The sequence below is a fragment of the Streptomyces sp. BK022 genome, assembly GCF_004217355.1.
GTDB lineage: Bacteria > Actinomycetota > Actinomycetes > Streptomycetales > Streptomycetaceae > Streptomyces > Streptomyces griseoluteus.
Map to the genome: position 1 here is coordinate 949,669 of NZ_SHKU01000003.1, position 22,012 is coordinate 971,680.

General features: G+C 73.2%; 25 protein-coding genes and 1 pseudogene. 20 read left to right on the top strand and 6 right to left on the bottom strand.

Going from position 1 to position 22,012, the window contains the following annotated elements; translation table 11 throughout:
• The 4 genes from ybaK to EV284_RS15855 form a co-directional block, all read right to left on the bottom strand.
• Positions 1 to 501 carry a Cys-tRNA(Pro) deacylase gene (gene ybaK, locus EV284_RS15840; protein ID WP_130334433.1) on the bottom strand — a complete coding sequence of 167 codons (501 nt, stop codon included), beginning with the start codon at positions 499 to 501 and terminating at the stop codon, positions 1 to 3.
• Positions 502 to 525: 24 nt separating this feature from the next.
• Positions 526 to 1,266 (bottom strand): LON peptidase substrate-binding domain-containing protein, encoded by a 741-nt coding sequence (locus EV284_RS15845; protein WP_130334435.1) that lies wholly within the window; start codon positions 1,264 to 1,266, stop codon positions 526 to 528.
• A 102-nt stretch (positions 1,267 to 1,368) separates the two neighbouring features.
• Complete coding sequence (locus tag EV284_RS15850) at positions 1,369 to 2,385, bottom strand: hypothetical protein (protein ID WP_207229044.1); 1,017 nt, start codon at positions 2,383 to 2,385, stop codon at positions 1,369 to 1,371.
• 156 nt (positions 2,386 to 2,541) lie between these two features.
• The gene (locus EV284_RS15855; protein ID WP_130334778.1) at positions 2,542 to 4,113 is read right to left on the bottom strand and encodes an oxidoreductase; all 1,572 of its coding nucleotides are present in this window, start codon (positions 4,111 to 4,113) and stop codon (positions 2,542 to 2,544) included.
• 244 nt (positions 4,114 to 4,357) lie between these two features.
• On the opposite strand from EV284_RS15855, the gene hisD reads away from it, so the two are divergent.
• From hisD to EV284_RS15900, 10 genes are all read left to right on the top strand, one after another.
• Positions 4,358 to 5,683, top strand: coding sequence for a histidinol dehydrogenase (gene hisD / locus EV284_RS15860; RefSeq protein WP_130334440.1), 1,326 nt, complete (start codon positions 4,358 to 4,360; stop codon positions 5,681 to 5,683).
• Entirely contained in the window at positions 5,680 to 6,786 is a 1,107-nt protein-coding gene (locus EV284_RS15865) for a histidinol-phosphate transaminase (RefSeq protein WP_130334442.1), read from the top strand. Before hisD ends, EV284_RS15865 begins: the two co-directional genes overlap by 4 nt.
• Positions 6,783 to 7,376 (top strand): imidazoleglycerol-phosphate dehydratase HisB, encoded by a 594-nt coding sequence (hisB, locus tag EV284_RS15870; protein ID WP_026248532.1) that lies wholly within the window; start codon positions 6,783 to 6,785, stop codon positions 7,374 to 7,376. Before EV284_RS15865 ends, hisB begins: the two co-directional genes overlap by 4 nt.
• A 5-nt stretch (positions 7,377 to 7,381) precedes the next feature.
• The gene (locus EV284_RS32695) at positions 7,382 to 7,546 is read left to right on the top strand and encodes a hypothetical protein (protein ID WP_030810044.1); all 165 of its coding nucleotides are present in this window, start codon (positions 7,382 to 7,384) and stop codon (positions 7,544 to 7,546) included.
• A complete protein-coding gene (hisH, locus tag EV284_RS15875; RefSeq protein WP_130334444.1) occupies positions 7,537 to 8,184 on the top strand; it encodes an imidazole glycerol phosphate synthase subunit HisH in 648 nt (215 codons plus the stop codon). The genes EV284_RS32695 and hisH overlap by 10 nt, the downstream gene beginning before the upstream one ends.
• Positions 8,185 to 8,188: 4 nt before the next feature.
• Positions 8,189 to 8,914 (top strand): bifunctional 1-(5-phosphoribosyl)-5-((5-phosphoribosylamino)methylideneamino)imidazole-4-carboxamide isomerase/phosphoribosylanthranilate isomerase PriA, encoded by a 726-nt coding sequence (priA, locus tag EV284_RS15880; protein ID WP_130334446.1) that lies wholly within the window; start codon positions 8,189 to 8,191, stop codon positions 8,912 to 8,914.
• The gene (locus tag EV284_RS15885; RefSeq protein ID WP_130334448.1) at positions 8,911 to 9,306 is read left to right on the top strand and encodes a RidA family protein; all 396 of its coding nucleotides are present in this window, start codon (positions 8,911 to 8,913) and stop codon (positions 9,304 to 9,306) included. The genes priA and EV284_RS15885 overlap by 4 nt, the downstream gene beginning before the upstream one ends.
• On the top strand, positions 9,303 to 10,058 hold the full coding sequence (hisF, locus tag EV284_RS15890) for an imidazole glycerol phosphate synthase subunit HisF (protein WP_130334450.1): 756 nt from the start codon (positions 9,303 to 9,305) through the stop codon (positions 10,056 to 10,058). Before EV284_RS15885 ends, hisF begins: the two co-directional genes overlap by 4 nt.
• Before the next feature lie 86 nt (positions 10,059 to 10,144).
• Positions 10,145 to 10,735, top strand: coding sequence for a helix-turn-helix domain-containing protein (locus EV284_RS15895; protein WP_130334452.1), 591 nt, complete (start codon positions 10,145 to 10,147; stop codon positions 10,733 to 10,735).
• A 13-nt stretch (positions 10,736 to 10,748) separates the two neighbouring features.
• Positions 10,749 to 11,999, top strand: coding sequence for an MFS transporter (locus EV284_RS15900; protein ID WP_130334454.1), 1,251 nt, complete (start codon positions 10,749 to 10,751; stop codon positions 11,997 to 11,999).
• A 4-nt stretch (positions 12,000 to 12,003) separates the two neighbouring features.
• On the opposite strand, the gene EV284_RS15905 is transcribed toward EV284_RS15900, so the two are convergent.
• Positions 12,004 to 12,402: a VOC family protein gene (locus tag EV284_RS15905; RefSeq protein WP_130334456.1), complete on the bottom strand. Its 399-nt coding sequence runs from the start codon at positions 12,400 to 12,402 to the stop codon at positions 12,004 to 12,006.
• A gap of 25 nt (positions 12,403 to 12,427) precedes the next feature.
• The gene (locus EV284_RS15910) at positions 12,428 to 13,063 is read right to left on the bottom strand and encodes a TIGR03085 family metal-binding protein (protein WP_130334458.1); all 636 of its coding nucleotides are present in this window, start codon (positions 13,061 to 13,063) and stop codon (positions 12,428 to 12,430) included.
• 82 nt (positions 13,064 to 13,145) lie between these two features.
• On the opposite strand from EV284_RS15910, the gene hisI reads away from it, so the two are divergent.
• The 10 genes and pseudogenes from hisI to lgt form a co-directional block, all read left to right on the top strand.
• A complete protein-coding gene (gene hisI, locus EV284_RS15915) occupies positions 13,146 to 13,526 on the top strand; it encodes a phosphoribosyl-AMP cyclohydrolase (protein ID WP_130334460.1) in 381 nt (126 codons plus the stop codon).
• Positions 13,527 to 13,531: 5 nt separating this feature from the next.
• A complete protein-coding gene (locus EV284_RS15920) occupies positions 13,532 to 15,013 on the top strand; it encodes an anthranilate synthase component I (RefSeq protein WP_130334780.1) in 1,482 nt (493 codons plus the stop codon).
• Between the two features lie 49 nt (positions 15,014 to 15,062).
• Positions 15,063 to 15,701, top strand: a complete 639-nt coding sequence (locus tag EV284_RS15925) for a TIGR02234 family membrane protein (RefSeq protein ID WP_130334462.1) — start codon at positions 15,063 to 15,065, stop codon at positions 15,699 to 15,701.
• Between the two features lie 169 nt (positions 15,702 to 15,870).
• Complete coding sequence (locus EV284_RS15930; RefSeq protein ID WP_086696430.1) at positions 15,871 to 16,128, top strand: HGxxPAAW family protein; 258 nt, start codon at positions 15,871 to 15,873, stop codon at positions 16,126 to 16,128.
• 95 nt (positions 16,129 to 16,223) lie between these two features.
• Positions 16,224 to 16,667 (top strand): DUF2752 domain-containing protein, encoded by a 444-nt coding sequence (locus tag EV284_RS15935; protein ID WP_130334464.1) that lies wholly within the window; start codon positions 16,224 to 16,226, stop codon positions 16,665 to 16,667.
• A 133-nt stretch (positions 16,668 to 16,800) separates the two neighbouring features.
• Positions 16,801 to 17,610 (top strand): indole-3-glycerol phosphate synthase TrpC, encoded by an 810-nt coding sequence (gene trpC / locus EV284_RS15940; RefSeq protein WP_130334466.1) that lies wholly within the window; start codon positions 16,801 to 16,803, stop codon positions 17,608 to 17,610.
• Positions 17,611 to 17,945: 335 nt separating this feature from the next.
• Positions 17,946 to 19,232 carry a tryptophan synthase subunit beta gene (gene trpB, locus EV284_RS15950; RefSeq protein ID WP_130334470.1) on the top strand — a complete coding sequence of 429 codons (1,287 nt, stop codon included), beginning with the start codon at positions 17,946 to 17,948 and terminating at the stop codon, positions 19,230 to 19,232.
• Positions 19,229 to 20,047: a tryptophan synthase subunit alpha gene (gene trpA / locus EV284_RS15955; RefSeq protein WP_130334472.1), complete on the top strand. Its 819-nt coding sequence runs from the start codon at positions 19,229 to 19,231 to the stop codon at positions 20,045 to 20,047. The genes trpB and trpA overlap by 4 nt, the downstream gene beginning before the upstream one ends.
• An 81-nt stretch (positions 20,048 to 20,128) precedes the next feature.
• Complete coding sequence (locus EV284_RS15960) at positions 20,129 to 20,905, top strand: thioredoxin domain-containing protein (protein ID WP_130334474.1); 777 nt, start codon at positions 20,129 to 20,131, stop codon at positions 20,903 to 20,905.
• A gap of 84 nt (positions 20,906 to 20,989) precedes the next feature.
• Positions 20,990 to 21,931: pseudogene (gene lgt / locus EV284_RS15965) on the top strand (prolipoprotein diacylglyceryl transferase); the annotation flags it as partial.
• Positions 21,932 to 22,012: the final 81 nt, after the last annotated feature.

Consider the following 22,012-nt stretch of genomic DNA (forward strand, 5'->3'; position numbering starts at 1 on the left):
TCAGCCGCGGCCGATGGGCGCCAGGACGGCCTTCGTCAGGGTGGCCAGGTCGGCCGGGTCGAGTTCGACCTCCAGGCCGCGCCGGCCCGCCGAGACGCAGATCGTGGGGTGGGCCCCGGCCGACTCGTCCAGCACGGTGGGGAGCTTCTTGCGCTGGCCCAGCGGGGAGATGCCGCCGCGTACGTAGCCGGTGGTGCGCTCGGCGAGCGCCGGGTCGGCCATCGCCGCCCGCTTGCCGCCGACGGCCGCCGCCAGTGCCTTCAGGTCCAGCGTGCCGGAGACCGGGACCACGGCGACGGTCAGGGCGCCGTCCACGTCGGCCACCAGCGTCTTGAAGACCCGGTCCGGGGAGACGCCCATCGCCTCGGCGGCCTCCTCGCCGTAGGAGGGGTGGGCGGGGTCGTGCTCGTAGGCGTGGACCGTGTGGTCCACGCCCGCGGTGGTCAGGGCCACGGTGGCGGGCGTGCCGCCCGCCTGCTGCTTCTTGGACTTCTTCGCCATCGCGGGTGCCGGCCTTCTGTTCCCTCAGTTCAGACTGGTGCGCGCCCGCGTCAGCTCGAAAGCGGGCAGCGACGGCAGACTACGGATGATCGCCGTCTCCGCGCGAAGCAGTTTCAGCTCGTCCCGCAGCCGGGACGCGGTGTCCGGCGCCTGGAGGAGCCGCTGCTTGGTCGGGGTGTCCAGCACCATCGCGGCCGCCACCAGGTAGGAGATCACACTGGGGTCGTCCGGCAGGTCGGAGTCGGCGGAGATGGAGCGCTCATGGGCGCCCGCCAGCCGCTTCTGGTACTGCTGGAAGGAGTGCAGCACCCCCTCGGCGAGCGCGCCCGCCTCGTCGCCGGGCTCCTCCGGCAGCTCCTCCACCTCGGCGGTGAGGAACGCCCCCGAGTCGTCCACCGAGAGCATCCGGACGCGGGTGGTGCCGGTGCACAGCACCTCGAAGGTGCCGTCGGGACGCTCCCGGATGGTCGCGGCGTCCGCCACACAGGCCACCCGGTGCAGCGCCTTGAGGGGGTCGGGGCCGAAGCCGCCGGCCGGGGCCTCCTCGGTGTCGGCGTCGGGGTCCGGCAGCCCCGTGGCGCTCCGCGCCAGCTGGTGGCCGTCGCGGATCGCCACCACGACGAACCGGCGCGGCTCGTCCTCCGGGGTCTTCAGCAGCTCGCGCATGATGGCGCGATACCGCTCCTCGAAGACGGACAGCGGCAGCACGAGTCCCGGGAACAGCGCCGTGTTCAGCGGGAAGAGGGGCAGGCGGGCGGTGGTCACGACGCCCCAGCCTAATGGTCCGGCCCGCGGGAGCGTCCGCGGCGCCAGCGGCAGTCTCACCGATCTCGGTCCGGCCGGCCTCCGCGGGGCCCCCGGCCGGGCTCAGACGCGGGAGCGCGGCGGGACGGGGAGCAGGGCGGTCAGGGCGTCGGGGGGAGCGTCGGTCAGCAGGGCGTCGCGCAGCCGCAGGAAGTGCCCGAGCGGGTCGTCGGACACCCGGCTCCAGGGGAACGAGGTGGCGTACGGGCCGATCAGCGCGAGCTGGGTGCGGGCCTCCTCCCAGCGCTCCAGGCGCAGCAGGACGTAGAGCAGCTTGTTGCGGACCTGGGCGAGGCGGGGGTCGGCGGCCGGGAAACGGGCGGAGAGCGCCGCCGCCCGGTCGGCGGCCGCGAGCAGCCTCTCGCGGGGCACCTCGGGGCCGCAGGCGTCGGTGAGGTAGCCGAAGGCGGCCCGCAGCGGGAGCGCCTGCACCAGCGAGCCGGGCGGGGCGTCCTGGGCGGCCGGCTCGGCGAAGTCGAAGCACTCGCGGTGCGAGCCGTGCCAGAAGGTTGCCAGGTAGCGCAGCGCCGCCACATGGCAGCCGTAGTGGTGCGGGGCGCGGCGTACGGCCGCCTCCCACAGCTCCTCGAAGTAGCGGTGGCCCGCGCGGGAACCGCGGGCGTGGTCCAGCGCGATCCGCCAGGGCACCGGGTCGCGGTCGTCGGCGCGGGCGGCGGCCGTGATCAGCGGGCTGGCCTCGCGCAGCAGCTCGGCGCGGCCCGGCGAGGGCCAGGCGCGGTCCACGGCCAGCTGGGCGCCGACCAGCAGCACGCCGGGGTCGCCGGGGTCGGCCGCCCGCCACGCCTCGAACCACTCGGGGCGGGAGCGGGCGAAGGCGGCGAGCCGGGTGGCGTAGGCGTCGCGCTCCTCCCACTGGGCCGCCGCGCGGGTGGCCGCGAGCAGGGTGGCGGCGACCGCGAACCCGCCCTGCCCGGCCGAGACCAGGGCGGGGGAGAGGCGGTCGTCAGGCGCGTCGAGGACGACGTCGTCGGCCGGTGCGGGGGAGTCCGGGCGCGAGGCGCGTCGTGTCTTCCGGGTGGGGCGGAGGAACGCCGGCAGCAGAACCATGGTGCCGACCATTGAAAGTCCGCAGGTCGGGCCCGCGCCAGAGGGTTGGGGCAAGTTGTGGAAGGTTGTGCCGCCGAGGGTCAAGGAACCGCAAAAAGGTGGCTTTTCAACTATTGTCAGGCCCCTGCCACCCAAAAGCCCCCACGCGCCCCGTGCGGCTCCCTCGCCTCAGCTCCGCCGCAGCAGCCGGGTCGCCCCCGCCGCCACCGCCGTCGCCAGCACCCAGCCCAGCATGATCAGCACCGCCGCCAGCCACGGCCACGCACCGCGCAACCGCCACTGGTCGAGCTGGCCCAGGTCGATCACCGGCAGCAGCAGGTCCAGCGTGAGCAGCGCCGGGCTCCACGCCGGATGGTCCTCGGAGTGCGCCGGGGGCGGGTCGGCGTGCGCGAAGGCCAGCGTGCCCGCCGCCCACAGCACCGCGAGCCACAGCGCCGCCCGCCCCGGCCGGTACCCGTAGGCGACCGTCCAGTCCTGGGCGTACCCCCACAGCTTGGCCGCGAGCGGCAGGGTCTCCCGGCGTCTGCGGTGCTTGGCGAGCAGCACGTCGCGGGCGTCCTCGTCCTCCCCGGCCGCCCGCAGCACGGCCGCCAGCCGCTCGTACGGCTCCGGGTGGTACTCGGCGGTCGCCGCCGCCACCCAGTCCAGCCGGTGGGCCAGCGGGAAGGGGCCGCGCGGGACCAGGTTCTCGTAGGTGAAGCCGCCCATCTGGAGGTTCCCCGGCTCCGGCCAACTGCCCACGTGATCCACCAGGTTGACGATCCGGGCGCCCGACAGCACCACCCGGCCCGACGGCGGCCGGTCCCCGAGGAAGCGCAGCTCGGGCGTCTGCACCCGGCGCAGCGACAGCTCCTGGTCGTCGGTGAGCACGAACCGCGCCCCCTCCAGGTCCACCGCGTCCCCGAACCGCCCGTCGTCCAGCCGTATCCCGCCCCGGCACTCGAACCGCTGCACCCGCGTCCCGCGCGCCGGTGTCGTCCCGCTCAGCAGCGGGCTGCCCACCGCGGCCGGGGTCAGGTACAGGGTCCGCTCCACCGTGAGCTGCGGGGCGTTCAGCGCGAGCCGGGCGTACGGGTTGGACAGCCGGGCCCCGCGCAGGCTCAGCGACACGCCCACCTGAGCGCCGCGCAGCCGCAGTTCGCCGTACGACTCCAGCATCTCCGCCTGGAGGTCCTGGCCGACCGTCATGCCGTCCGCCGTGATGGACCGCCCGCTCCGGTCCCGGTGCGCCACCGCCTGGTTGAGCATCAGGTCGGTGCCTATCCGGGCGTCGGTCAGCCGGATGCCGGTACGGAAGCGGCAGCGCGCCAGATGCAGATCGCCCTCGGTGCGCACCCGCGCCGCCTCCAGCCGGGGCACCGCGCAGTCCACCAGGCGCACGGTCGTGAAGTGCGCCTCCGGCACCCGGACCTCGTCGTCGAACCGGCAGCACCGCAGCTCCATGTACGGCGTGACGGTGCCGCCCGCCAGGTCCACCGTGCCGGTGATCCGCACCCCGGTCAGCTTCAGCGAGGAGACCCGGCCGGCGAGCGCGGGCGGGCCGTCCAGCAGCAGCCAGCACACCACCCGCGCCCGCACGCTGCGCTCCGGGCCCCAGGGCACGCCGCCGTGCGGATCGTCCACGCCGGGCTCGCCGCTGCTCAGGTCGTACACGCTGCCGTTGCGGAACGCCTGCCACATGCCCGCCTCGGCCGGGGTCAGATCGTCCGGCAGCTCCTGGGCGCCCGGACCCGCCGTCAGTGCCTCGGTCACCGCGGCTCCTCTCCCGCGAGCCGGCCACGGGCGTCACCGCCCGGCCCGCCGCCCACGTCCGTCCCACACGTCGTTCCCCGGCTCATGCCCGTTGAGTGACGGGTTCGACACACAAAGTGAGGGTGAAATCGCTGGTTCCGGCCACGCTCTGTGCCGCCGGTTGTCCCACGTTCTGTATCAGCCATTGATACGCGCGGACGGGGCCCGGCGCCGGTCTGAGAGAATTGGGACTGTGATCTCCCGAATCGATCTGCGCGGCGACGCCCTCCCCGAGGGCCCCGCCCTGCGCGACCTGCTGCCCCGAGCCGACTTCGACGTCTCGGCCGCCCTGGAGAAGGTGCGTCCGATCTGCGAGGCCGTGCATCATCGTGGCGACGCGGCACTGATCGACTTCGCGGAGAAGTTCGACGGAGTACGGCTGGAATCCGTCCGTGTCCCGGCGGAGGCGCTCACCGACGCGCTCCAGGCCCTCGACCCGGCCGTGCGCGCCGCCCTGGAGGAGTCCATCCGCCGGGCCCGCCTGGTCCACCGCGCCCAGCGCCGCACCCCCCACACCACCCAGGTCGTCCCCGGCGGCACCGTCACCGAGAAGTGGGTCCCCGTCGACCGCGTCGGGCTGTACGCGCCCGGCGGCCGCTCGGTCTACCCCTCCTCCGTGATCATGAACGCGGTGCCCGCGCAGGAGGCAGGCGTCGGCTCCGTCGCGCTCGCCTCCCCGCCGCAGGCCGAGTTCGGCGGCCTGCCGCACCCGACCATCCTCGCCGCCTGCGCCCTGCTCGGAGTGGACGAGGTGTACGCGGCCGGCGGCGCCACCGCCGTGGCGATGTTCGCCTACGGCACCGAGTCCTGCCCGCCCGTCAACATGGTCACCGGCCCCGGCAACATCTGGGTCGCCGCCGCCAAGCGCTTCTTCACCGGCAGGATCGGCATCGACGCGGAGGCCGGCCCCACCGAGATCGCGGTCCTCGCCGACGACACCGCCGACCCGGTGCACGTCGCCTCCGACCTGATCAGCCAGGCCGAGCACGACCCGCTGGCCGCCGCCGTCCTCGTCACCGACTCGCCCGCCCTGGCCGAGGCGGTGGAGGCGGAACTGAAGACGCAGGTCGCCGCGACCAAGCACATCGACGACCGGATCGTGCCGGCGCTGAACGGCCGGCAGTCCGCGATCGTCCTCGTGGACGGCGTCGAGGAGGGCCTGCGGGTGGTCGACGCGTACGGCGCCGAGCACCTGGAGATCCAGACCCGCGACGCGGCCGCCGTCGCCGACCGGGTGCGCAACGCGGGCGCGATCTTCATCGGCCCCTGGGCGCCGGTCTCCCTCGGGGACTACGCGGCCGGGTCCAACCACGTGCTGCCCACCGGCGGCTGCGCCTGCCACTCCTCGGGCCTGTCCGTGCAGTCCTTCCTGCGCGGCATCCACATCGTCGACTACACCGAGGACGCCCTCGCCGAGGTCGCCCACCACGTGGTGACCCTCGCGGAGGCCGAGGACCTGCCCGCGCACGGCGCGGCGGTCAAGGCGCGCTTCGGCTGGAAGGTACCGGGGGCCAAGTGACCGGCATCGACGAACTCCCCGTTCGGGACGAGCTGCGCGGCAAGTCCCCCTACGGCGCGCCCCAGCTGGACGTCCCCGTCCGGCTGAACACCAACGAGAACCCCTACCCCCTGCCCGAACCGCTGGTCGAGCGGATCGTGGAGCGGGTGCGCGAGGCCGCCCGGAACCTGAACCGCTACCCCGACCGGGACGCGGTCCAGCTCCGCACCGAACTCGCCAGGTACCTCACCACGACCGGCCACCACCCCCTCGGCGCCCGGAACGTCTGGGCGGCCAACGGCTCCAACGAGGTCATCCAGCAGCTCCTGCAGACCTTCGGCGGGCCCGGCCGCACCGCGCTCGGTTTCGAGCCCTCGTACTCGATGCACGCGCTGATCGCGCGCGGCACCGGCACCGGCTGGATCTCCGGACCGCGCGGCGCGGACTTCGCCATCGACCAGGCCGCCGCCGAGCGCGCGATCGCCGAGCACAGGCCCGACGTCGTCTTCATCACCACCCCCAACAACCCCACCGGCAACGCCGTCCCGCCCAAGACCGTTCTCGCCCTGTACGAGGCCGCGCAGGCGGCGAAGCCGTCCATGGTGATCGTCGACGAGGCGTACGTCGAGTTCAGCCACGGCGACTCGCTGCTGCCGCTCCTCGAGGGGCGCCCGCACCTGGTGGTCTCCCGGACCATGTCCAAGGCGTTCGGCGCCGCCGGACTGCGCCTCGGCTACCTGGCCGCCGACCCCGCCGTGGTGGACGCCGTCCAGCTGGTCCGGCTGCCCTACCACCTGAGCGCCGTCACCCAGGCGACCGCGCTGGCCGCCCTGGAACACACCGACACGCTGCTCGGCTACGTCGAGCAGCTCAAGGCCGAGCGGGACCGGCTCGTCGCCGAACTGCGGGCCATCGGCTACGAGGTGACCGAGTCCGACGCCAACTTCGTGCAGTTCGGCCGCTTCGAGGACACCCACGGCGCCTGGCGGAGCATCCTCGACAAGGGGGTGCTGGTCCGGGACAACGGCGTGCCCGGATGGCTGCGGGTGACCGCCGGAACCCCCGAAGAGAACGACGCGTTCCTCGACGCGGTACGGGACCTGAAGAAGGAGCTTGACGCATGAGCCGCACAGGACGCGTGCAGCGCACCACCAAGGAGACCTCGGTCCTCGTCGAGATCGACCTCGACGGCACCGGGAAGACCGACATCGCCACCGGCGTCGGTTTCTACGACCACATGCTCGACCAGCTCGGCCGGCACGGCCTGTTCGACCTCACCGTGAAGACCGACGGCGACCTGCACATCGACACCCACCACACCATCGAGGACACCGCCCTCGCGCTCGGCGCCGCCTTCAAGCAGGCGCTCGGCGACAAGGTGGGCATCTACCGCTTCGGCAACTGCACGGTCCCGCTGGACGAGTCCCTCGCCCAGGTGACCGTCGACCTCTCCGGCCGCCCCTACCTCGTGCACACCGAGCCCGAGAAGATGGCGCCGATGATCGGCGAGTACGACACCACGATGACCCGGCACATCCTGGAGTCCTTCGTCGCCCAGGCCCAGATCGCGCTGCACGTCCACGTGCCCTACGGGCGCAACGCGCACCACATCGTGGAGTGCCAGTTCAAGGCCCTCGCCCGCGCCCTGCGCTACGCCAGCGAGCGCGACCCGCGCGCGGCCGGCATCCTCCCCTCCACGAAGGGCGCGCTGTAAATCCCATGACCGGACTGTCCACCATCCTGATCGTCGTCGGCCTCTTCCTGGTCGGCGGCATCATCTCCTTCGTCAAGCAGAAGATGCCCACCAGCCTGATCGTGCTGGTCTCCATCGGCGCGGCCATGTGCCTGGTCGCGGGCGTCATGCGGCTGGGGGTGTGGAGTTGAGCGACGTGAAGAAGGTCGTGGTCTTCGACTACGGCTTCGGCAACGTCCGTTCCGCCGAGCGCGCCCTCGCCCGCGTGGGCGCCGAGGTGGAGATCACCCGCGACTTCGACAAGGCGATGAACGCCGACGGCCTGCTGGTGCCCGGCGTCGGCGCGTTCGCCGCCTGCATGACCGGCCTGCGCGAGGCCCGCGGCGACTGGGTCGTCGACCGGCGCCTGGCCGGCGGACGCCCGGTGCTCGGCATCTGTGTCGGCATGCAGATCCTGTTCGCGCGCGGCATCGAGCACGGTGTGGAGACCGACGGCCTGGACGAGTGGCCCGGCACGGTCGGCCCGCTCAAGGCCGACGTGGTGCCCCACATGGGCTGGAACACCGTCGACGCCCCGGCCGGCTCCCGCCTCTTCGCGGGTCTCGACCCGGAGAGCCGCTTCTACTTCGTGCACTCCTACGCCGTGCAGGACTGGGACTTCGAGCAGCTCAACGCGGCCATGACCCCGCCCGCGGTGACGTGGTCGACCTACGGCGGGCCGTTCGTGGCCGCCGTGGAGAACGGCGCGCTGTCCGCCACCCAGTTCCACCCCGAGAAGTCCGGCGACGCCGGCGCCCAGCTCCTCACCAACTGGATCGGAACCCTCTGAGACCATGGCCAAGCTCGAACTGCTCCCCGCCGTCGACGTCCGCGACGGCCAGGCCGTGCGCCTCGTGCACGGCGAGTCCGGCTCCGAGACCTCCTACGGTTCCCCGCTGGAGGCGGCCCTCGCCTGGCAGCGCGCGGGTGCCGAGTGGCTGCACCTGGTCGACCTGGACGCCGCGTTCGGCACCGGGGACAACCGGTCCCTGATCGCCGAGGTCGCGGGGGCCATGGACATCAAGGTGGAGCTGTCCGGCGGCATCCGCGACGACGACACCCTCGCCGCCGCCCTCGCCACCGGCTGCACCCGCGTCAACCTCGGTACCGCCGCCCTGGAGACCCCCGAGTGGGTCGCCAAGGTCATCGCCGAGTACGGCGACAAGATCGCCGTCGGCCTCGACGTACGCGGCACCACCCTGCGCGGCCGCGGCTGGACCCGCGACGGCGGCGACCTCTACGAGACGCTCGCCCGCCTGGACCGCGAGGGCTGCGCCCGCTACGTGGTCACCGACATCGCCAAGGACGGCACCCTCCAGGGCCCCAACCTGGAGCTGCTGAAAAACGTCTGCGCGGCCACCGACCGCCCGGTCGTCGCCTCCGGCGGCGTCTCCTCGCTGGACGACCTGCGCGCCATCGCCGACCTCGTGCCGCTCGGCGTCGAGGGCGCCATCGTCGGCAAGGCGCTGTACGCCGAGGCGTTCACCCTGGAAGAGGCCCTCGCGGCGGTGTCCCGGTGAGCGACGTACGCCGGATCGGCACCGGCGCGCCCTGGGAGGACCAGTTCGGCTACTCCCGCGCCGTCGAACTGCCCAACGGTCTGGTGCTGGTCTCCGGCTGCACCTCCATCGTGGACGGTCAGATCGCCGGGGGCGGCCCCTACGAGCAGGCCGTCAACGCCTTCCGCGTCGCGCTCGACGCGCTGGCGCAGGTGGGCCTCGGCCGTGACGATGTGGTGCGCACCCGTATGTACATCACCCATGCCCGCGATGTGGAGGACGTGGGGCGCGCACACAAGGAGCTGTTCGACACCGTCCGGCCCGCCGCATCCATGATCATCGTCTCCGGTTTCGTGGACCCCAGCCTGGTCGTCGAGATCGAGGTGGAGGCGTTCCGAGGAGTGTCCGCATGACCCTGGCCGTACGCGTGATCCCCTGCCTGGACGTGGACAACGGCCGGGTCGTCAAGGGCGTCAACTTCGAGAACCTGCGCGACGCGGGCGACCCGGTGGAGATGGCCAAGGTCTACGACGCCGAGGGCGCCGACGAGCTGACCTTCCTGGACATCACCGCCTCCTCCGGCGACCGGGAGACCACCTACGACGTGGTGCGCCGCACCGCCGAGCAGGTCTTCATCCCGCTCACCGTCGGCGGCGGCGTCCGCACCGCCGAGGACGTCGACAAGCTGCTGCGGGCCGGCGCCGACAAGGTGGGCGTCAACACGGCCGCCATCGCGCGGCCCGACCTCATCCGCGAGATCGCCGAGCGGTTCGGCCGCCAGGTGCTGGTCCTCTCGGTGGACGCCCGCCGCACCCCGTCCGGCTCCTTCGAGGTCACCACCCACGGCGGCCGCACGGGCACCGGCATCGACGCGGTCGAGTGGGCGCACCGGGCCGCCGAGCTGGGCGCGGGCGAGATCCTGCTCAACTCGATGGACGCCGACGGCACCAAGGACGGCTACGACCTCGAGATGCTCGCGGCCGTCCGCAAGCACGTCTCCGTCCCGGTCATCGCCTCCGGCGGCGCGGGCGCCCTCTCGCACTTCGCACCGGCCGTCGACGCGGGCGCGGACGCGGTCCTGGCCGCCTCCGTCTTCCACTTCGGCGACCTGCGGATCGGCCAGGTCAAGCAGACCCTGCGGGACGCGGGCCACCCGGTCCGCTGACCACCCCACCCCACTGGCGCGCGATACGAAAGGAAAGTTGCGCAAGAAGTGTTGCGCAACTTTTCTTTCGTATCTACGGTGTGGGCATGCCGGACAAGGAACGGGACCTCCCGATCACCGACGTTGGCACGCTCAAGGCGCTCGCCCACCCGCTGCGCATGAGGCTGTACCGCGCGCTGTGCGTCGCCGACCGGGCGACCGCCTCCCAGCTCGCCGAGCAGGTCGACGAAGCGGTCTCGCTCGTCAGCTACCACCTGCGCAAACTCGCGGAGCACGGGCTCATCGAGGAACCGGCGGCCCAGGGCGCCGACGGCCGCGAACGCTGGTGGCAGCCCGCCTCGACAGGGATCAGCGTCCGCGACCGGGACTTCCGGGACGCCCCTGAGAAGGCCGCCGCCCACCTGGCCGCCACCCGGCTCTTCCACGAGCAGCGCGCCGAGATGTACCGCCGCTACCTGGACGAGCGGCCCACCTGGAGCGCCGAGTGGAACGCGGCCGCCCCCGACAGCGAGTCCCTGCTCCGGCTCACCGCCGGGGAACTGGACGACCTGCGCGCGGAACTGACCGCGCTGGCGAAGAAGTACGACGAGAAGGGACGGGCCGCCGTGGCCGCCGGAGACACCGAGGGACGCGAACACGTCGCCCTCCACATCCACGGATTCCCGTTCCGTGTCTGAGGGGACCGGGCCGGTGACCGCCACCGTCATATCGCCGGACGTCACCGGCGCCGACCGCGCGGCGCACCGTGACCCCAACGTGCTGCGCTGGCTGGGCGCGTACACCGCGTCCATGCTCGGGGACAACGTCTACTACATCGCCCTGTCCTGGGCCGCCGTGCGGGCCGGGAGCCCCTCGGAGGCGGGGGCGGTGATGGCGGCCAGCGCGGTGCCCAGGGCGCTGCTGCTGCTGGGCGGCGGGGTGATCGCGGACCGGTTCGGACCGCGCCGGGTGGTCGTCGGGAGCGACGCCGTGCGGTGCGCGGCCGTGCTCGCGGTGGCCGCGCTGCTCCTCGTCACCACACCCGGACTGTGGCCGCTCGCCGCGCTGGCGCTGGTCTTCGGCACCGTCGACGCCGTCTTCATGCCGGCCGTCGGCGCGCTCCCGGCCAGGATCACCGCACCCGGCCAGCTCGCCCGCGTGCAGGGCCTGCGGGGGCTGGCCATCCGGATCGCCGGGGTCGTCGGCGCCCCGCTCGGCGGACTCGGCGTCGCCATGGGCGGGGCGGCCACCGCGTTCGGCCTGGCCGGACTGCTCATCGCGCTCTCGCTGCCCCTGCTGATCACCGTCCGGATCAGGCCGCTGCCCGCCGACGCGACCGCCCGTGAGGCGGGCACCGCCTGGGCCGGCCTGGTGGACGGCCTGCGGTACGTCCGCCGCCACCGCGTCCTCGGCCCGCTGATGCTGGCCATCGCGCTCGGCGACTTCGGCTTCGTCGGCCCCCTCAACGTCGGCCTCACCCTGCTCGCCGACCGGCGTGGCTGGGGCGCGGCCGGCATGGGCTGGGTGCTCGCCGGGTTCGGCGTCGGCGCGGGCGCCGTCTCAGCTCTGCTCGCGGTGCGCGGCCGGGTTCCGCGAGCCGGGCTGACGGCCGCCTGCTCGATCCTCGCCGGGTCGGTCGCCATCGGCGCCCTCGCCTATGTCCCGGCGCTCCCCGCGGCGGTCGGCACGGCCCTGCTGGTCGGGCTGCTCGCCGGGCTCAGCGGAGCGATGTGCGGGGCGCTGCTCCAGACCCAGGCCGACCCCGCCTACCTGGGCCGGATCACCGCCGTCGCCAGCCTGGTCAGCCTGGGGCTCGCCCCGCTGAGCATGCCCTTCGCGGCCGCCGCGATCGGCGTCTTCGGGCTCGGGCCGGTGTTCGTGGCCAGCGCGGCGGTGTGCGGACTGGGCGGGGTCGTGGTGCTGTGCTTCCCGCACCTCAGACGGGCCGAGCTGCCCGCCTGAGGGGTCAGCGCAGCCGCTGGGTGAGCTGGACCAGATTGCCCACCGTGTCGTCGAACACCGCCGCCAGCACCGGGCCCTGCTCCTGCGGGGGATGGGTGAACCGGACACCGGCGGCGCGCAGCCGCTCGTACTCCACGCGCATGTCGTCCACCTCGAACACGATGGTCGGCAGACCCGCCTCGTACAGCGCGGTGCGGTACGGCTCGGCGATGGGGCCCCCGCCGGGCTCCAGCAGCAACTGGAGGTCCGGCTGGGCGCCCTGGGGCGCGCCCACCGTCACGAACAGCACGCCGTCGCCGAGGTCCAGGTGGAGCCGGGTCTCGAACCCCAGCACCTCCGTGTAGAAGGCGTGCGCCCGCGCCACGTCGTCCACGTACACCCCGGTCATGGCGACCCTCATCATGGCGGTGCCCCGCTCTCGTCGGACGTCAGAGGCCCAGCTGACGGGACTCGTGCAGGGCGCTGATCGCGTCCGCGTCGCCCTCCAGCGCCACCTTGGCCGCGTCCTGCCGCCCGTAGGCGAACATCAGCAGCTCCGAGGGCTCACCGGTCGCCGTGACCACCGGCGTGCCCCGGTGCGCCACCACCGTACGGCCGTCCGGGCGGCGCAGCACCAGGCCGGTCGGGGCCTGCCGTCCGGTCAGCCGGGCCGTGCGCTCCAGCCGCGACCAGAGCACGTCCTGGAACACCGGGTCCAGCTCGCGCGGGCTCCACTCCGGCTGGGCGCGGCGCACGTCCTCGGCGTGGATGTAGAACTCGACGGTGTTGGCCGCCTCGTCCACCTGCTTCAGCCGGAACGGGGAGAACTTCGGCGGGCCGGTGCGGATCAGCCGGATCAACTCGTCGTAGGGCCGGGCCGCGTACTCGTCCATCACCCGGTCCAGCCGGGAGGCCAGGGGCTTGGCGAGCATCCCCGCCGCCGCGTCGGGGCGCCGTTCGCGCACCACCACGTGCGCGGCCAGATCACGGGTCGTCCAGCCCTCGCACAGGGTCGGTGCGTCCGGGCCGGCGGTTTCCAAGAGGTCTGCGAGCAGGAGCCGTTCACGCTTGGCGAAGGTCGACATGACTTCAGCGTACGGCCACCCCCGAGGACCACGCAGCGGACACGGAACGTGACCCCGGGCACCGCACGGCACAATGGCACCCATGACCCGTACGACCGGCAGCCCCCGTCCCAGCGGCCTCGACCCCGAGATCGCCGCCCGCCTCAAGCGCGACCCGGACGGCCTCGTCCCCGCCGTGGCCCAGCAGTACGACACCGGCGAGGTGCTGATGCTCGGCTGGATGGACGACGAGGCGCTGCACCGCACGCTGACCACCGGCCGCTGCACGTACTGGTCCCGCAGCCGCCAGGAGTACTGGGTCAAGGGCGACACCTCCGGCCATGTCCAGGTCGTCAAGTCCGTCGCGCTGGACTGCGACGCCGACACCGTGCTCGTCAAGGTCGACCAGACGGGCGCCGCCTGCCACACCGGCGACCGGACCTGCTTCGACGCCGACGTGCTGCTCAAGGGGGAGGACCGGTGAACGCCATGGACCTCGACACCTTCCGCAAGCTCGCCGCCGACCGCCGGGTCGTCCCCGTCACCCGCAAGCTCCTCGCCGACGGAGACACCCCCGTCGCCCTCTACCGCAAGCTCGCCGCCGAACGCCCCGGCACCTTCCTGCTGGAGTCCGCCGAGAACGGCCGCTCCTGGTCCCGGTACTCCTTCGTCGGCGTCCGCTCGGCGGGCACCCTCACCACGCGCGACGGCGAGGCCCACTGGCTCGGCACCCCGCCGGTCGGCGTCCCCACCGACGGCGACCCGCTCGCCGCGCTGCGCGCCACCCTCCAGGCCCTGCACACCCCGCACCAGGAGGGCTTGCCGCCCTTCACCGGCGGCATGGTCGGCTACCTCGGCTACGACATCGTCCGCCGCCTGGAGAAGATCGGCCCCGGCGAGCGCGACGACCTGCGCCTGCCCGAGCTGACCATGCTCCTGACCAGCGATCTCGCGGTGATGGACCACTGGGAGGGCTCGGTCCTGCTGATCGCCAACGCGATCAACCACAACGACCTCGACACCGGCGTGGACGAGGCGTACGCCGACGCGGTCGCCCGGCTCGACGCCATGGAGGCCGACCTGGCCCGCCCGGTCGCCCAGCCCCCGGCCGTGCTGCCGCCCTCCGAGCTGCCCGAGTACACCGCGCTGTGGGGCGGCCCCGACTTCCGGGCGGCCGTGGAGGACGTCAAGGAGCGCATCCGAGCGGGCGAGGCCTTCCAGGTCGTCCCCTCCCAGCGCTTCGAGACGCCGTGCACCGCGAGCGCGCTGGACGTGTACCGGGTGCTGCGGGCCACCAACCCCTCCCCGTACATGTACCTGTTCCGGTTCGACGGGTTCGACGTGGTCGGTTCCTCGCCCGAGGCGCTGGTCAAGGTCGAGGACGGCCGCGCCATGGTGCACCCCATCGCGGGCACCCGGCACCGGGGCGCCACCCCGCAGGAGGACCAGGCGCTCGCCGACGAGCTGATGGCCGACCCCAAGGAGCGCGCCGAGCACCTGATGCTGGTCGACCTCGGCCGCAACGACCTCGGCCGGGTCTGCGAACCCGGCTCGGTGGAGGTCGTCGACTTCATGTCGATCGAGCGCTACTCGCACGTGATGCACATCGTGTCCACCGTCACCGGCGAGGTCGCCGGGGACCGGACCGCCTTCGACGTGCTCACCGCCTGCTTCCCGGCCGGCACCCTCTCCGGCGCGCCCAAGCCCCGTGCGATGCAGATCATCGACGAACTCGAGCCCTCCCGGCGCGGCCTGTACGGCGGCTGTGTCGGTTACCTCGACTTCGCGGGCGACTCCGACACCGCCATCGCCATCCGCACCGCCCTGCTGCGCGACGGCACGGCATATGTGCAGGCCGGAGCCGGGATCGTCGCGGACTCCGACCCGGTCGCCGAGGACCAGGAGTGCCGCAACAAGGCGGCGGCCGTACTGCGCGCCGTGCACACCGCCAACCGGCTGGGCACGGTGTGACCGGTTCGCGGGAACCCCGGGTGACGCTTCGCCCGGGGTTCAGGCGATAGTGGAGTACGTGACCGCCGTACCGCACCCCCGTTCCGAAGCCGCCGCGCCCGCCCGCTCCGGCCGGCGCAGCCTCGCCGCCGCCCTGCTCTTCGGCGCGCTCGGCGCGGCCGTGGCGCTGCTCGCGACCCGGCAGCGCTGGGCCGGGGGGACCGCGACCGTCGCCGGCGGCCACGTCCCGCTGACCGCCACGGGCAGCGACGTCACCGGCGTTCCCGCCGCCCTCGCCGTCGTGGGCCTCGCCGCGCTGGTCGCCGTGTTCGCGGTGCGGCGGGCGGGCCGGTTCGCCGTCGCCGCGCTGCTGACGCTCTCCGGCGCGGGCATCGTCGCCGCCGCGCTCGCCGGGGTCGCGGACGGCTCCGCGCTGGACGAGAAGGCGGCCGCCACCACCGGCGACACCTCCGCCACCGTCCAGGCCCTCAGCCACACCGCCTGGCCCTACGCCGCCGCCGTCGGCGGCGCGCTGATCCTGCTCGCCGGGCTCCTCGCGCTGCGCTACGGCTCGCGCTGGCCCGCCATGTCCGGCCGCTACGAGCGCGGCACGGACCGCCCCCGGCGCAGCCCCCGCCCGGTCGACCCGGAGCGTCCCGAGGAGATCTGGAAGGCCCTGGACCGGGGCGAGGACCCCACCGGCGCCTGAAGCTCCGCCCCGGTGTGGGCAAACAGACTCCCACCCCCGCGTCGATCGGGGGTCGGCGTACGGGAGAATGGACCCCGAGCGACCCGGCTCGGACAGTGACGGGCGGGCTCGGACCGTACGACCCGTACGGCATGAAACTCGACACGTACACAGCAACGAGGAGCAAGTCATGGCGGGCAGCAGCCACGGTCACACCCCGGCCGCCTGGACCGGTGTCATCATCGCCTTCATCGGTTTCTGCGTCTCGGGCGCCTTCATCGTGATGGCCCAGCCCGTCGGCTTCTGGGCCGGCATGGTCGTCGTGGCCCTCGGTGGCGTCGTGGGCTGGATCATGCGCTCCATGGGCCTCGGCATGCCGAAGGAGAACGCCGCCCCGGTCCGCCCGACCGCCGCGGCCACCCGTGAGCCGGTCGCCGCGGAGAGCTGAGCGAAGCACCCGTGAAGGGGCGCCCCGGCAGCCGTACGGACGGCTCGGGGGCGCCCCTTCGCGCGTCCTTACCCGGACCACGGCAGAATGCCGGGGTGAACGCCGACAGCGGTGCCCCGCCCCTCGCCCCGCCCGCTCAGGAGCCGCTGTGGCGGCGCCTGGCAGCCCCGGCCGGAGTGCTCGCCGCGGTGGCCGGAGCCTTCGCCTACGTCGGCGCGGTCGACCCCAACCAGCCCGGCCACTACCCCGTCTGCCCGCTGTACGCGCTGACCGGGCTGTACTGCCCCGGCTGCGGCGGCCTGCGCAGCGCGCACGCCTTCGTCCACGGCGACCTCCTCGGCGCCCTGCACGACAACGCGGCCGGAGTCGCCGCCTACCTCGCCTTCGCCGTGCTGTGGACCCTCTGGGCGGTCCGGGCCGCGCGGGGCCTGCCGGTGCGCCTGGTCCTCGACCGCACCCCGCTGTGGGTCGTCGGTTCCGCGCTGCTGCTCTTCACCCTCGTCCGGAACCTGCCGTTCGGTGGCCTGATCCGTCCTTGATCGACAAGGAACGTCCAGGTAATGGGACCGCCGCCCGCCGGATGCGAGTCCTGGCAGTTCCTCCGGATACCATCGAAGTGACCATGGGTTTTCGGACCCGCCCCAGACCAACCGCTGAAAGGGGGCCGCTCGCGTGAGCGTGCTCGACGAGATCATCGACGGAGTCCGGGCCGACCTCGCGGAGCGGCAGGCCCGCGTCAGCCTCGACGAGCTCAAGGAGCGCGCGGCCGAGGCCCCGGCAGCCAAGGACGGCGTGGCCGCCCTCAAGGGCGACGGCGTCAAGGTCATCTGCGAGGTCAAGCGCTCCAGCCCGTCCAAGGGCGCGCTGGCCGCCATCGCCGACCCCGCCGCCCTGGCGGCCGACTACGAGGCAGGCGGCGCCGCCGTCATCTCCGTCCTCACCGAGCAGCGCCGCTTCGGCGGCTCGCTGGCCGACCTGGAGGCCGTCCGCGCCCGCGTCGACATCCCGGTGCTGCGCAAGGACTTCATCGTCACCTCCTACCAGCTCTGGGAGGCCCGCGCGTACGGCGCCGACCTGGCGCTGCTCATCGTGGCCGCGCTGGAGCAGCCCGCGCTGGAGTCGCTGATCGAGCGCGCCGTCTCCATCGGGCTGACCCCGCTGGTCGAGGTCCACGACGAGGACGAGATCGAGCGTGCCGTGGACGCGGGCGCCAGGATCATCGGGGTGAACGCCCGCAACCTGAGGACCCTGGAGGTCGACCGGGGCACCTTCGAGCGGATCGCCCCGGAGATCCCGGACGAGCTGGTCAAGATCGCGGAGTCCGGCGTACGCGGCCCGCACGACCTGATCGCCTACGCCAACGCGGGCGCCGACGCCGTCCTGGTCGGCGAGTCCCTGGTCACCGGCCGCGACCCCAAGACCGCGGTGGCCGACCTGGTGGCGGCCGGCGAGCACCCCGCGCTGCGGCACGGCCGCGGCTGATCCCCCGGTAGGCTTGACCCCGATGAACACCCTCACCCTGACCGCCACCGTGGACCGCCACGCCCGCCTCGCGCGCGGCTGCCGTCCCCGTGGCTGCCGCGCCCCGGCCCGCCGGGTCCACGGCCGCAGGGTGAGGTACCACATCGGCGCGGAGCCCGGCCAGATCAACGGGATGCGATGGCGACAGCCGACCTGTAGGGGTGCGGGGCACCGTTCGATTCCGCGGCTTTGCCGCGTGGGCGCGACCAGCCACTGACGGCGCGCGTCCGACAACGCCTCCCCGCCCCCACGGCGATTAGTGTCGATTTCACACGCACTCACCGTGAGGTACTGGCATGCCCAGCAGCAATTACTTCTTCCCTGACCCGGAGGGGCAAGTCCCCACCACCGGGGGCTACTTCGGCGCCTTCGGCGGCAAGTTCATCCCGGAGGCCCTGGTCGCCGCCGTGGACGAGGTCGCCGTCGAGTACGACAAGGCCAAGGCGGACCCGGAGTTCGCCCGCGAACTGAACGACCTCATGGTCAACTACACGGGCCGGCCGAGTTCGCTCACCGAAGTCCCCCGGTTCGCCGCCGAGGCCGGCGGAGCCCGCGTGTTCCTCAAGCGCGAGGATCTCAACCACACCGGTTCACACAAGATCAACAACGTCCTCGGCCAGGCCCTGCTGACCAAGCGCATGGGCAAGACCCGCGTCATCGCGGAGACCGGCGCCGGCCAGCACGGCGTCGCCACCGCCACCGCCTGCGCCCTGTTCGGCCTCGACTGCACCATCTACATGGGCGAGATCGACACCGAGCGCCAGGCCCTCAACGTGGCCCGGATGCGCATGCTCGGCGCCGAGGTCGTGGCCGTGAAGTCCGGCAGCCGCACCCTGAAGGACGCCATCAACGAGGCGTTCCGGGACTGGGTCGCCAACGTCGACCGCACCCACTACCTCTTCGGCACGGTCGCCGGCCCGCACCCCTTCCCGGCGATGGTCCGCGACTTCCACCGCGTCATCGGCGTCGAGGCCCGCCGCCAGATCCTCGAGCGCGCCGGGCGCCTGCCGGACGCCGCCATCGCCTGCGTCGGCGGCGGCTCCAACGCGATCGGCCTCTTCCACGCCTTCATCCCCGACGCGGACGTGCGCCTGATCGGCTGCGAGCCCGCCGGCCACGGCATCGACACCGGCGAGCACGCGGCCACCCTGACCGCGGGCGAGCCCGGCATCCTGCACGGCTCCCGCTCCTACGTCCTCCAGGACGACGAGGGCCAGATCACCGAGCCGTACTCGATCTCGGCCGGTCTGGACTACCCCGGCATCGGCCCCGAGCACTCCTACCTCAAGGACTCCGGCCGGGGCGAGTACCGCGCGGTCACCGACGACGCCGCCATGCAGGCGTTGCGCCTGCTGTCGCGCACCGAGGGCATCATCCCGGCCATCGAGAGCGCCCACGCGCTGGCCGGCGCCCTGGAGGTCGGCAGGGAACTGGGGCCGGACGGGCTGATCGTCGTCAACCTCTCCGGACGCGGCGACAAGGACATGGACACCGCCGCCCGGTACTTCGGGCTCTACGACACCGACGCCGAGGTCGCGGCCGACGAGGCCCACACCGCCGAGATCGAGGGGGACGCCAAGTGAGCGGCAACATCAACCTGCTGTCGGACACCCTCGCCGCCGCCAAGGCCGAGGACCGCGCCGCGCTCATCGCCTACCTCCCGGCCGGGTTCCCGACCGTGGACGGCGGCATCGAGGCGATCAAGGCCGCCTTCGACGGCGGCGCCGACGTCGTCGAGGTCGGCCTGCCGCACAGCGACCCGGTGCTCGACGGCCCGGTCATCCAGACCGCCGACGACATCGCCCTGCGCGGCGGGGTGCGGATCGCGGACGTCATGCGCACGGTCCGCGAGGCCCACGCGGCCACCGGCAAGCCGGTGCTCGTGATGACCTACTGGAACCCCATCGACCGCTACGGCGTCGAGCGGTTCACCGCCGAGCTGGCCGAGGCGGGCGGCGCGGGCTGCATCCTGCCCGACCTGCCCGTGCAGGAGGCCGCGCTGTGGCGCGAGCACGCCGAGAAGCACGGTCTCGCCACCGTCTTCGTCGTCGCCCCCAGCAGCCGGGACGCCCGGCTCGCCGAGATCACCGCGGCGGGCAGCGGCTTCGTCTACGCGGCCTCGCTGATGGGGGTCACCGGCACCCGTGAATCCGTCGGCGCGCAGGCCGAGGACCTGGTGAACCGTACCCGCGCCACCCGCGCCGACCTGCCCGTCTGTGTCGGCCTCGGCGTCTCCGACGCGGCCCAGGCCGCCGAGGTGGCCGCCTTCGCCGACGGCGTCATCGTCGGCTCGGCCTTCGTCAAGCGCATGCTGGACGCCCCCGACGCCGCCGCCGGTGTCGACGCCGTCCGCGCGCTCGCCGCCGACCTGGCGAAGGGCGTCCGCCGGGGCGCCTGAGCCCCCTCGCTCCTCGTCACTCGAACGGGTGGACCTCCGGCCGGGGAGGCGCAATGCGTCTCCCCGGTTCGTTCAGGGGGTGTGAGCGAGAAGAACCGTGACGGAAAGCGCAACGCCCGCCAGCGCCTGGCCGCCGAGCGCGAGAAGCAGAAGTCCGCGGAGAAGCGCCGGCGCGCGCTGATCGTCGGTGTCAGTGTCGTCGGCGTGCTGGGCCTCGCCGCGGTGATCGGGGTCATCGCGGCCAACGCGGGCAAGGACAAGGGCAGCAAGAACGCGGGCCCGGTCGTGGCCCCCTCCGGCGCCCAGGGCAAGGACAGCCTGGCGATCCCGGTCGGCAAGGAGGACGCCAGGTCCACGCTCACGATCTGGGAGGACTTCCGCTGCCCCGCCTGCCAGTCCTTCGAGACGCGGTACCGCTCCACGCTGCACGAGCTGACCGACGCGGGCAAGCTCCGGGTCGAGTACCACCTGGTCCGGCTCATCGACGGCAACATGGGCGGCACCGGCTCGCTGCACTCGGCCAACGCCGCGGCCTGCGCCCAGGACGCCGGGAAGTTCCGCGACTTCCACGACGTGCTGTACGAGAACCAGCCCCCGGAGACCGACGACGCCTTCGCGGACAACGGCAAGCTGATCGACCTCGCGGGCAAGGTCAAGGGCCTCGACACGCCCACGTTCCGCGCGTGTGTGAAGGACGGCACCCACAACACCTGGGTCGACCGCTCCCAGCAGGCGTTCGCCGCCGGAAACTTCGGCGGCACGCCGACCGTGCTGTTCGGCGGCAAGAACATCTACCAGGACCAGTCCATGACCCCGGAGAAGCTCAAGGAGATGGTGGAGAGCGCCGACCGCGGATGAGGGGCTTTCTCACCTCCCCGTTATGCACCCGTAGCCCGGCCGCGCGGCGACCGTGCGGCCCGGCACGGTAGCGTCGGTCCTGCCATGGAACTTGCCTACATTCCCAGTCCGTCGCGCGGGGTGCTGTACCTCGGCCCCATCCCGCTGCGCGGTTACGCCTTCTGCATCATCATCGGCGTCTTCGTCGCCGTCTGGCTCGGCAACAAGCGCTGGGTCGCGCGGGGCGGCCGTCCCGGCACGGTCGCCGACATCGCGGTGTGGGCCGTGCCCTTCGGCCTCGTCGGCGGCCGGCTCTACCACGTGATCACGGACTACGAGCTGTACTTCAGCCCGGGCCGCGACTGGGTGGACGCCTTCAAGGTGTGGGAGGGCGGCCTGGGCATCTGGGGCGCCATCGCCCTCGGCGCGCTCGGTGCCTGGATCGGCGCCCGCCGCCGGGGCGTGCCCATGCCCGCCTACGCCGACGCCGTCGCCCCCGGCATCGCCTTCGCGCAGGCCATCGGCCGCTGGGGCAACTGGTTCAACCAGGAGTTGTACGGCCACGAGACCCACCTGCCCTGGGCGCTGCACATCACCTCCTCCGAGGGCGGCCGGGTACCGGGCTACTACCACCCGACCTTCCTCTACGAGTCGCTGTGGTGCGTGGGCGTCGGCTTCCTGGTCATCTGGGCCGACCGCCGCTTCAAGCTGGGCCACGGCCGCGCCTTCGCCTTGTACGTCGCCGCGTACTGCACGGGCCGGGCGTGGATCGAGTACATGCGGGTGGACGACGCCCACCACATCCTGGGTGTCCGGCTGAACGTCTGGACCGCCGTCGTGGTGTTCCTGCTCGCGGTGACCTACCTGGTGCTCTCCGCCCGGCGCCGTCCGGGCCGGGAAGCGGTCGTCGAGCCGGGTGCCCCCGACGATCCGGACACCGGCGACGCCCAGGCGGACGCGGCTGACGGTGAGACCGAGGCCGAGGCGAAGGACACGAAGGCCGACGCGGCAAAGGCCGAGAAGGCCGACGAAGCCGAGAAGGCTGAACCCGAGCCCAAGCCCGTGTCGGAGCCGGAGACCGAGTCCGGGCCCGAGGCGAAGGCCGGGATCAAGGACACCGCCGACTCC